Annotated in this window: 6 protein-coding genes and 3 pseudogenes; 8 read left to right on the top strand and 1 reads right to left on the bottom strand. The window is 67.0% G+C overall.

What is annotated here, in order from left to right; translation table 11 throughout:
• The first annotated feature begins 919 nt into the window (after positions 1–919).
• The 6 genes from AB0M46_RS49745 (at position 920) to AB0M46_RS49720 (ending at position 7,885) form a co-directional block, all read left to right on the top strand.
• On the top strand, positions 920–2,305 hold the full coding sequence (locus AB0M46_RS49745) for a hypothetical protein (RefSeq protein WP_363348480.1): 1,386 nt from the start codon (positions 920–922) through the stop codon (positions 2,303–2,305).
• A 365-nt stretch (positions 2,306–2,670) separates the two neighbouring features.
• Positions 2,671–3,102: a cupin domain-containing protein gene (locus tag AB0M46_RS49740; protein WP_363348478.1), complete on the top strand. Its 432-nt coding sequence runs from the start codon at positions 2,671–2,673 to the stop codon at positions 3,100–3,102.
• Positions 3,099–4,364, top strand: a complete 1,266-nt coding sequence (locus AB0M46_RS49735) for a class I SAM-dependent methyltransferase (protein ID WP_363348476.1) — start codon at positions 3,099–3,101, stop codon at positions 4,362–4,364. Before AB0M46_RS49740 ends, AB0M46_RS49735 begins: the two co-directional genes overlap by 4 nt.
• Positions 4,365–4,423: 59 nt before the next feature.
• Positions 4,424–5,722, top strand: coding sequence for a glycosyltransferase (locus AB0M46_RS49730; RefSeq protein ID WP_363348474.1), 1,299 nt, complete (start codon positions 4,424–4,426; stop codon positions 5,720–5,722).
• A gap of 91 nt (positions 5,723–5,813) precedes the next feature.
• Positions 5,814–6,881, top strand: coding sequence for an SDR family oxidoreductase (locus tag AB0M46_RS49725; RefSeq protein ID WP_363348472.1), 1,068 nt, complete (start codon positions 5,814–5,816; stop codon positions 6,879–6,881).
• A 2-nt stretch (positions 6,882–6,883) separates the two neighbouring features.
• Positions 6,884–7,885: a Gfo/Idh/MocA family oxidoreductase gene (locus AB0M46_RS49720; protein WP_363348470.1), complete on the top strand. Its 1,002-nt coding sequence runs from the start codon at positions 6,884–6,886 to the stop codon at positions 7,883–7,885.
• Here the strand turns inward: AB0M46_RS49720 and AB0M46_RS49715 are convergent.
• Positions 7,877–8,097: pseudogene (locus AB0M46_RS49715) on the bottom strand (integrase core domain-containing protein); the annotation flags it as partial. The gene AB0M46_RS49720 and the pseudogene AB0M46_RS49715 sit on opposite strands and share 9 nt — an antisense overlap.
• A 49-nt stretch (positions 8,098–8,146) precedes the next feature.
• Here AB0M46_RS49715 and AB0M46_RS49710 point away from each other — a divergent pair.
• Positions 8,147–9,541 (top strand): annotated as a pseudogene (locus tag AB0M46_RS49710) (IS30 family transposase).
• Between the two features lie 252 nt (positions 9,542–9,793).
• Positions 9,794–10,981, top strand: a pseudogene (locus AB0M46_RS49705) (IS3 family transposase); the annotation flags it as partial.
• Positions 10,982–11,155 lie beyond the last annotated feature (174 nt).

Genomic DNA, 11,155 nt, shown 5'->3' with positions numbered 1-11,155 from the left:
TGTTTCGCCGACGCTGCGAAATCCCGCCGGCCCGAGCATTCCCGCCAGCCGTCCGGCACGCGTCCGCGCAACTCGGCCTCGGCGATCGGCGACGGCGGCGCCGACGTACGGTGACCCGATCGAGCGTGCCCGGACGATCGCCCGAGTGGTGCTCGTCGAGGAGGCGCCGCTGATCGATCGCCGGGCCGAGCTGACGCCCCGGGGTCCCGGACGTCCTGCGTGCGGAAGAACCGCTCGGCCTGTGCGGGGCGGGGCAAACCGTGCCGCTGAGCGTCGCGGTCGACGTGGCGCAGACCCTCGCGCGCGGCTGCGGCGCGACCGCTTCGGTCGATGCACACGGCGCAGCTGATGTTCCTGCGGTCGGTGGCGCGGTACCAGCCGTGGATCGCCGGTTACTCCAACTCGAGCGGTGCCGACCAGCCGCTGCTGACATCCTCGACCAGCGAGCTCGGCGCGCAGCCGAGCCGGAGCGCGTTCGTCGCGGACGGGGCGATGCTCGCGCTGCACAAGGCGTGCGCCATGATCGCCTACCCGCGCCGGGCGGACGGACGCGCAGCGGCGGCTGCTCGCCGTCTCGGGCTACCTGATCTCCGTGACCGGGCTCGTGCAGTCCTGACAGGACCGCGACGGCGTGCCGGTGACCGGCCGCGCGGCTGGCCCTGGAAGCGCTCGGGTCGAGGGATACCACGAGGACTCGCTCCGATCGGTCGGGCGGATCGTGCGGGACATGTACTCGTCGCTCGTGATGATCCTGGACGCGCCGGTGACCGATGACGATGTGACATCGATCGCCCACCGCGGCGACCGGGAGTACTTCCGCTGAACGCCGCGCTCCCCGTCGCGTGTGGATCGCGGGAGCGGACCGCGAGCCGGCCGGAGCCGATGAGCCCTTGTCGAACAACGAAGAGGAGTGACGGTCATGAGCGGCGAAAGCGGACGGCGTCCGGAGATCGAGGTGGACTACGAGCACGGCGGCGCCGGGGAGGGCCCGCTGACGTGGGCGCAGCAGTTCATTTGGGACGCCATACGTGCCGCCGGCGACGGGCCGGGCCCGTTCGACCTGCTGCTCGTCGAACGAGCCCCGGAACCGGTCCCCGTTGCCGAGGCCATCACGCTCCTGCACGGTTTGCTGCGGCGCCACCCGGTCCTGCGCACCGAGGTGCTGGCGGGCCCGGCGGGCACCGTGATTCAGCGGGTCCGCCCGTCGGGGACGACGACCGTCACGGTGCTGCCGTACGGCGAGGTGGACTTCGACCACATCCTGGACGAGGTCCCGTGCACGACGTTCACCGAGGTCTGCCGGCCGGCCGTCGTGGCCGACGAGTCCGGTGTGCACGGCATCGTGATGCGCATCAGCCACCTTGCGACAGACTGGTGGGGTCGCGACGTCATCACCGCCGACGTGCGCAGCGGGCTCGCGGGCGGCGAACCGGCCGGCAGCTCACCGTCGCCCCTGGACCTGGCCCGGTTCGAGGGCTCACCGGCTGGGCGTGGCGTTCTGCGCAAGGCGGTCGAGCACGCCACCGCCCTGTACGAGGTCGTGCCCCCGACCATGTGGCTGCGGAGCCGTCACGACCCCCAGGACGAGCGGTTCTGGTTCGGACGGCTGCGCTCCGCCCGGCTGCTCAACAGCATCGGTCGGCTCGTCCGGAGCCGGCGGCTCCGCGTAGCGGCGATCCTCGTCGGGGCGTTCGGGACGGTCGCGGCGTCGGCGCTGGGGCTCGACTCAGCCTTCATGCGGACCATCTCCAGCAACCGGTTCGACGCGGACTGGGCCGGCTATCCCGGCCCTCTGGCGCAGGAGGCGCTCATGCATGTGCCGCTGGCGCCGACGGTGCAGGAGACCATGCGCGCGGCGCTACCGGCCACGCTGCAGGCCCTGCAGGTCGCCCGGTACGACCCCCGGGTACTGCAGGGGACAGAGCGCGAGGCCGAACATCGTCGCGGTGTCCGGTTCGACAAGCTCGGCTCGACGCTGGTCCTCAATCTGTTCTCCGACCCGGGCACGGCGCCGCCGATCGACGTCGCCGAGACACCGACGACGTTCGAGTGGGTCGGGTCGACGAACCTCGAGAATCTCGCCGTCTACATCGATGCCGGTGCGACGGCGCACGACTTCGAGCTGCACCTGCGGCTCGACACGAGTCTGCTGACGCCGGCCGAGGCGGAGGACTGGCTGCGTGCCATCGAGTGGACCGTCGTTACCGCCGCCGAGCGGGAGGTCACGACCGCCGAGGTGCGCGCCTACCTCACGTCCGGCGGAGACCCTTCCGTCCCCGCGGGCGGCGCGGCCGCCCGCGGTTGACCCGGCCCGCACCCGCCACGGCGGCGGCGCCGGGCCGTCACCGTGGCGGCATCGCGGTCACGTCGCCTGGTCGGCGCAGCTCCGCGGTGACACGTGGCGCGCTCCAGGTGCCGTCGGACGTGCACCGCCCGGACCCGCTCGGCCGCAGGTCGGCGCCGGGGCCGGTGCCGCATGCTCGTACCGATGCCCCCTCGACATTGACAATGGTGAGCGGGACCAGGTCAGATTGGAGCTTGTGGATGGACAGTCCGCCAGTATTGGCGACCGTCGACGGCAACCGATCGCGACGGCCGCCAATTCCTGTCGGTCCGCTGACCTGCGCCGTGGCGGATCGCCATGCCGCGCGACGACCAGGAGGAAGCCTAATGGCAACGGAGTACAACAACATTCTGTCCCCAGCGGACATTTATTCCGACGCTCGGGGACGCATCGTCGCGCTGCCCGACTTTCCGGCCGCCCACTCGATGATTATCGAGTCGCGTGTGGGCGCCGTTCGTGGGAACCACTTTCACAATGACGAAAGTCACCTCATGTACGTGGTGTCCGGGCGAATGCTGTACATCGAGCAACAGGCTGACGGCACCCTGTCGACCCTGGAGGTCCGCCCGGGCTCCGCCGTGGTGAGCCCGCGCGGTGTCGCGCACTGCACCGTTTTCCCGGAAGAGACCGTCATCGTGGTGCTCTCCGACGTCAATCGCAGCGGCGAGCATTATGAGGAACACGTATTCCGGGTGGACGCCTTGCATCATCAGGTCGACCTCACCGGTCTCTACGACGGACCACAGGTCAACCCGTGACCACGACCCCAATTCAGCTGGTCGGTGATTCGGCTGCCGACGACCGCGCATGTCTGCTCTGCGGATCGGCCGACATCTCCGTCGTGGTCAGCCTGCATCCGACGCCGCCGGCCAACGGCCTGGCCGCTACCGCCGAGGCTGCCAAGGCACAGCTGCGGTACCCGCTCGATCTGGTGCACTGTCGCGGCTGCGGGCTAGTCCAGCTCGCGGACATCGTGGATCGCTCGGAGCTGTTCAGCGACTATCGCTACGCCACCGGAGCAATGCCCCCGCTCGTACGGCATTTCGGTGAGCTGGCCGGCCAGGTGATAAGCCGTTCGGACCTGCCCCCGGGCTCCCGCGTCACCGAGATCGGATCGAACGACGGCACCCTGCTGGGCTTCTTCGCCGAGAGCGGGATGATGGTCCACGGTGTGGACCCAGCGCAGACGCTGGCCGCGGAGGCGAACGAGCGCGGCGTCCCGACCCGGGTCGCCCTGTTCGACGATCGGGTCGCCGAGCAAATCGTCGCCGAGTCGGGCCGGTCCGACGTGGTTGTGGCGAACAATGTGCTGGCGCATGTCCGCGACATCAATGCGGTTATCCGCGGTATCGAGCGGCTGCTCGCACCCGGCGGCGTCGCCGTCGTCGAGGTGGCCCATGTGCTTCCCATGGTGACGAGCGGCGCCTTCGAGTTCATCTACCACGAGCACGTCGCCTACTACTCGCTGCACGTCCTGCGTGCGGCCTTCGCCCGGCACGGGCTCACCCTGATCGACGTCGAGCAAATTCCCACCCAGGGCGGATCGTTGCGCTGCTGGGCGCGGCACTCGGGGGCCGCTGGCGAGCCGGCCGGCACTGTTGCCGAGATCCTGGCTTGGGAGCGGGAGGCCGACGTGCCCTGCGGCGGCTTTCTCGATGGGTACGCCACACGCGTGCGTCGCGTCGGAGAGCGTTTGAACGACGTCGTCTGCGGGCTAGTCGGGCAAGGCAGGACAATCTGTGGGTACGGCGCTTCGGCGCGCGCCGTTACTCTGCTGGGCCAGTCGCGCATAGGTCCCTTTCTGCGGTGGATCGCCGACGACAACCCGCGCAAGGTCGGGCTATTCACGCCGGGCGACGGCATCGAGGTCGTCGACAGGGGACACCTGAACGAGGGCGGCGTCGATTACTGCGTCGTCTTTGCCTGGAACTATGCCGATGAGATCCGCCGCAATGCGTCGACGTTCCTGGCTGCCGGTGGTGGCCTGATCACGCCCTTCCCCGATCTGGTCGTGACTTGAGGGTCGGTCCGGTCCGCCCGCACACCCGATTTCAGTCTCAGCGACGAAAGGCTTACGGCATGAACATATCTGTAGTCATTCCTGTCCGCAACCGGCCGGGCTGTATTCGGTGGACGCTTTCCTCGCTCTGCTCACAGAGGGGCGCCGGCGACTTTGAAGTGGTGGTGGTGGACGACGGGTCCATCGATAACACACCCGGCGTGGTGGAGGAATTCAGGGATCGCCTAACCATCAAGTTTCTGCGCAACGGTGTGAACCGCGGCAGATCATTCTCTCGAAACCGAGGAGCCGAGGCCGCTGACGGGGACTACCTGCTGCTGCTCGACTCGGACTCCTTCGTGCGACAGGACCTCGTCTCGCGGCATCAACGCTGCCATGCGACGTGGTCGGGCGAGGTGGTGATGGGCCGGCGGATCGAGATCGGCTGGTGGAGCATGAGGGAACTCGCGCTCAAAGGCGAGGTCGAGAAACCGCAGTGCTACGAGGGTGACCAGCGGGATTCGTGGGGCTTGTCCGAGGTGGATCCCAATTATATCGACCGGACCCCGTGGCTGTTCGCGGCCACCCACAACCTTTCATTGCCCCGGGACCTGCTGACCGAGGTAGGGGGTTTCGATGAAGGCTTCCGGCGATGGGGGTACGAGGACAACGAGTTCGCATACAAGGTGTTTCAGCGGTTCGGCAGAGAGTCCGGGCATTTCTGGTACGAACCCGAAGCTGTCTGTTACCACATGCCGCACTTCCGCGACTGGTACGACGAGTGGGAGAACACCAAGCCGCTTCTGGCGCGTATAAAGGACTCCCATCGGCACTTCGACATGGAGTTGCTGAATCATCCGCCGAACCATCTTCGCATAGCCCAAACTATCCCGTACTACGAGCAGTGCATTGCCCATGTGCGGGACAACTCCGCCCGCACGGCGGTGCAGGCGGTACAGTCGGCGCTGCCTGTCCCCGCCGGCGAGCACCTGTGGATCGGATGTGGGACGGATGCGCTCGGCCCAGCACCCGGGGTGCTTCGTTTCGATCATGCGGAGCCGCATGGCCCGGACAACCCCCATCTGCTAGGTATGGCCCTTCCCTTCCCGGACAGCTCCCTGTCGGCGCTGATAAACGTGGATCTGTGGCGGCTTCTGACACCGCTGGACCTGTCGGCCTTCGTGATGGAGGCCACCCGCGCGGCGGAGGTGGTCTATCTGGCCATGTCGAAGGACATCGGCGACGAACCGGCGCGAGCGCTCGGTCTCATGTCGAGCTTCGACTATCTGGCCGAGATGCTCTCGGGGTTCTACACCGTCGACAAATGTCACGACGGGCCGGCAGTGAGTATCGCGAAGATCAGCCGCGCCGCACCGTGATCCTTTCTTCGCAATGCGAGTCACTTCTCAGGCGGATTTCGAATGCTTCAAATGACGTCCGCTTACCACAGGCGTCCTTAAGGAGCACTGAATGCGTACACTTGTCACCGGGAACATGGGATATTTCGGCAGAGCGCTAGAAAATGTCCTTCAGGACGCCGGTCATTCCGTGAAGGGTTGGGATTGCGGACTTTTCAGTGGCTGGGATGATGATGTCCGCGATATCCGCGACATCTCCGCAGCGGATCTGAGCCACTTCGACAACATCGTGCATCTCGCGGCGCTGAGCAACGATGCCACTGGCGAACTCGCACCCCAGATGACCCGCGAGATCAACCTCGCCGCCGCTGTCCGGATCGCTGAACTCGCCCGCGAAGCGGGGGTCCGGCGTTTCGTCTTCGCCTCGTCCTGCAGCGTATACGGGGCGGGCAGCGGCGTCGTCAACGACGAGAACTCAACGCTGAATCCGCTGACCGAGTATGCTAGGAGCAAGGCATCGGCGGAAGTCGCGATGGCCCGGTTGTCGACCGACGGGTTCTGGCCGGTCAGCCTCCGGTTCGCCACCCTGTACGGAGATTCGCCATCCTTCCGCAGCGACCTGGTCGTGAACCGGATGGTGTGCACCGCTTGGCGGTACGGATCCATCTTCGTCGTGGGAGACGGATCGATCTCTCGCCCCCTACTACACGTCCGAGACGCTTCCAACGCTATCGAGGCTGTCCTTCAAGCCGATCGCGCGACGGTGACCGGTGAAGTCTTCAACGTCGGCGCGTCGAACGCGAACTATCGGATTTTCGAGTTGGCGGAGCTGGTCGGGTCGCTCTTCGATGAGGTTCGGCTCGAGCACGGCGGGACCGCCGACACCCGCGACTACGCGGTCGACTTCCGGAAGTTCCAGGACAGGTTCAAGGGCTGGAATCCCGGAATGTCGCCGCTGGACGGCGCTCGGGAGGTGCTGGCTGCCCTGGACAGCGGTCGGCTTGCGGATCTGCGAGTCCAGGGGGCCGACTGGGGCCCCACGGACCGGGGGCAGTGGCTCCGCTCATTGCGACGCGAAGCAAAGGTGTCCGGAGATCTTCGTTGGGCGGACTCCCGCCTACTGCCCACATCGGACCTGCTGCCACACGGTGATCGGGCAGTGCCGGTGCGGCCGGTTTGACCGTGTCAGCGGACCAGACGGTGACCGGCGGGCACCGGAGAGTGCGGTTCGGTGTGCTCGGATGCGCCGAAATCGCGCGGCGCAAGATGATGCCGGCACTTCAGCAGAGCTCGGATGCCGATCTGGTGGCAGTGGCCAGCCGCACTGCCGAACGGGCCCAGGCGTTCGCCACCACCTTCGGCTGCGCCGCAATAGCCGGATACTCGGCTCTACTCGACCGCGCCGATATCGATGCGGTCTACCTACCGCTCCCTTCCGGCCTGCACGCCCAGTGGGCCCGGGCCGCGCTCTCCGCCGGCAAACACGTGCTGGTGGAGAAACCGGCTGTTCTCCGAGCGGCCGACGCCGCCGGGCTGGCCGACTTGGCCGCACGGCGGCGTCTCGTGCTCATGGAGAACTTCATGTTCCTGCACCACGGGCAACACGAGTTCGTGGCCGACCTGGTCACAGCCGGCGCGATCGGCCGTCTGCAAGCGTTCACCTGCGATTTCGGCATCCCGCCACGCCCCGTCGGTGACATCCGCAACGACCCTGGACTGGGCGGTGGCGCACTGTATGATGTTGGCGTCTACCCCCTGCGCGCCGCCACATTTTTTCTCGGCTCAGATCTTGAGATTGCCGGTGCCACCCGTGCCGTCGACCGGGCCTCCGCTGTCGACATCGCCGGTGCGGCGTTGCTGCGCAACGCCGCAGGCGTCAGTGCTCAGCTAGCCTGGGGATTCCGGCACAGTTACCGAGCGGTGTATTCGCTCTGGGGCGACGCCGGCCGGATCGAACTCCGGCGTGCATTCTCCTGCCCGGCCGACTGGCGCCCGATAGTCGAGATCGAGCGAGACGACGGCGTAAGATACCTCACCCTGCCGGCCGATGACCAGTTCCGGAACGCCGTCGACTGCTTCATCCGCGCCGTTCGCTCCCACAACGCCGGATACGGGGCTGCTGTCGAGATCCAGCGCCAGGCCGACCTCGTCGAGGGCGTTCTGCGCCGCGGGTCCGCCGTGTAGGCGCCGGTTGTTGTACCAATCGATGTACTCGACGGTGGCCATCTTGAGGTCGTCCAGGCCGTGCCACGGTCCGTTGTTGCGGACGAGTTCGGCCTTGTACAGCGAGTTGAACGCCTCGGCCATGGCGTTGCCGTAGGAGTCCCTTTGAACCCAACCGAGGCGACAGCGCCGGCCTCGGCCAGTCGCTAGGTGTAGCGAATCGTACAATACTGGGCGAATTCAACCGGTGGTCGCAACACCCCTTCTCGGAGGGGTGGAGCGATGGGTTTGGGACCGCGGCAGAAGCAGGTTCGGGAGTATCGGGGGCAGATGCCGTCGCCGGGACGGCCGTCGGTGGCGTGGCGTGAAGATCGGGTCGCGTTCTGGGCCGCGATCACCAGGGGCGCGGTGACCGAAGCCGCGGCTGCGGGTGCGTCGCCGCCGGTCGGGGTTTCGGTGGTTCCGGCATGCTGGCGGCGTGAATCCTGGGTTGCCCGCGACGGTGTCGGGTCGGTATCTGTCGTTCAGCGAACGCGAGGACATTGCACTGTTGCGAGCCCAGGGCCAGGGGGTCCGGGAGATCGCGCACCGGCTCGGCCGCGACCCGTCGACGATTTCACGGGAACTGCGGCGCAACGCCTCGACACGGACCTACAACGTCGACTACAAGGCGTCGGCTGCGCAATGGCATGCCGAGCAGCGGGCCCGCCGTCCGAAGACAGCGAAGCTGGCCGGTCACGAGCGGCTGCGCGAATACGTGGAGGAACGACTTTCCGGCGTGGTACGAGCAGTGGATGGCCGCCCGGTTGCGGGGCCACAAGACCCGCAGTGGAAGGGCCAAAACAAGCCCCGGCGCGGGGATCGCCGCTGGGTCACCGGATGGAGCCCGGAACAGATCAGCAACCGGCTGAAGGTGGATTTCCCGGATGATGAGTCTATGCGCATCTCGCACGAGGCGATCTACCAGTCCCTCTTCATTCAAGGGCGGGGAGCGTTGCAGCGCAAGCTGGTCGCGTGCATGCGCACCGGCCGCGCGCTGCGCATGCCACGCGCGCGGGCGAAGCAACGCCGCGACGGCATGGTCACTCCCGAGGTGATGATCAGCGAACGGCCGGCCGAGGCGACCGACCGGGCCGTGCCCGGGTATTGGGAAGGTGACCTGATCATCGGAATGGACCGGTCCGCGATCGGGACTCTGGTGGAACGCACGACCCGTTTCACGATGCTGCTGCGCCTGCCTCGAATGGAAGGCTACGGCGTCGAGTCGCGTGTGAAGAACGGCCCGCATTGGCCGGCCGCGGCGCCGCAGCCGTCCGCGATGCGATCGCAGCCACCATCACCACACTGCCCGAACAACTGCGCCGGACATTGACCTGGGACCGCGACAAAGAACTCGCCAAACACGCCCAGCTACGCATCGACACCGGCATCCAGGTCTACTTCGCTGACCCGCACAGCCCGTGGCAACGCGGCACGAACGAGAACACCGACGGTCTGCTACGCCCGTACTTCCCCAAAGGCACCGACCTGGCCCGCTGGAACCGCGACCAGCTCGACGCTGTAGCCGCCACGCTCACCAACCGTCCACGTAAGACACTCGAATGGAAGACGCCTACCGAAGCCATCGACGAGCTGCTAATGTCCATTCAGGACAATGGTGTTGCGACGACCCTTTGAATCCACCCTGGACACCCCGGTCGGAGTGGTGGACCAACCCATCCAGGTCAGCGCCCTGACTCTCGCGGCGCCACACTGCCATCTTCAGCGCATCAAGGGCCAGATCCGTGGAGAGACTGGGGCCACCTGCCACCCGACGATCATGCGGGAGTACACGTCCAGCACGAACGCGGCGTATACCCAGCCGGCAGCGGTGCGTATGTCCCGCACCGGGTTTGATGGAGACATCGAAGCCTGGAAGGAACATCAGCGATGCTCGTACCGAGGAAGTACCCGGACGATCTGCGTGAGCGTGCGACCCGGTTGGCGGTCGAGTCCCGTCGGGATCCGGCCAGCGCGGTCGGAGCGATCCGTCGGATCGCCGGTCAGCTCGGGGTCCATCCTGAGGCGCTCCGAGTCTGGGTGAAGCAGGCCGAGACCGACGCCGGCGAGCGGCCGGGCACGAGCAGCAGCGACGCCGAGGGTATCGCCGCCCTCAAACGGGAGAACCGTGAACTGCGGCGGGCGAACCAGATCCTGAAGTCCGCAGCAAGTTTCTTCGCGGCGGAGCGGGACCGTCCGTCGCGATGAGGGTCGCCTTCGTCGACTCCCAACAGGTCGAACACGGTGTCCAGCCGGTCCTGCAGGCCCTCCAAGACACGCCGGCACAGATCGCACCGTCGACCTACTACGCCGTCAAGACCCGCCCAGCCTCGACCCGGTCCCGACGTGACGAGGAACTGACCGGACTGATCGAGCAGATCCACGCGGAGAACTACAGCGTCTACGGCGCCCGCAAGATCTGGCACGAGCTGCTGCGCCGTGGCGTGCGGGTGGCCCGGTGCACGGTCGAACGGCTGATGCGCGAGTCCGGGCCGCGCGGGCTGCTGCGCGACAAGTCACCGCGCACGACCCGACCCGCGCCCGAGACCGGACGCCCCGGTGACCTGGTCAAACGTGACTTCACCGCTGCAGGCCCGAACCAGCTGTGGGTCGCCAACCTGACCTACGTGCGCACGAGCGTGGGCTGGGTGTACGCCGCATTCGTCCTCGACGTGCACTCCCGGCTGGTCGTCGGCTGGCAGGTGTCGACAAGTCTCTATACCGATCTGGCTCTCGACGCGCTGCGGATGGCGATCTGGCGCCGGCAGGGCCAGATCGCTGACCTGGGCGGACTGGTCCACCACTCCGACCGTGGGGGTACCGCGCGATACGCTACACACAACGACTCGCCGAGGCGGCGCCGTCGCCTCGGTCGGCTCGAAAGGCGACTCCCTCGACAACGCGATGGCGGAGGCGTTCAACTCTCTGCACAAGGCAGAACTCGTCCGCAACCGGGGCCCCTGGCGCGGCCTCGACGACCTCGAGATGGCCACAGTCGAGTACATCGACTGATACAACAACCGACGCCTGCACGGCGAGCTCGGACACATCCCACCCACCGAGTACGAAGCACTACACGCGATGGCCCACCCGGGCACCGCACCCCTGGAAACCAGACAATCCCGTCTCCATCAAACCCGGGGCTTGACTCTGGACCGGGAATGGGCCGGCCTGATCGCGCACCGCGACTACCCGATGATCGGGCTGGACAACAACCGAGCCGAACGCGCGATCCGTGGCCCCGTCGTCACC

The sequence above is a fragment of the Dactylosporangium sp. NPDC051485 genome, assembly GCF_040682015.1.
GTDB lineage: Bacteria > Actinomycetota > Actinomycetes > Mycobacteriales > Micromonosporaceae > Dactylosporangium.
This window is presented reverse-complemented; position numbering and strand designations above follow the sequence as displayed.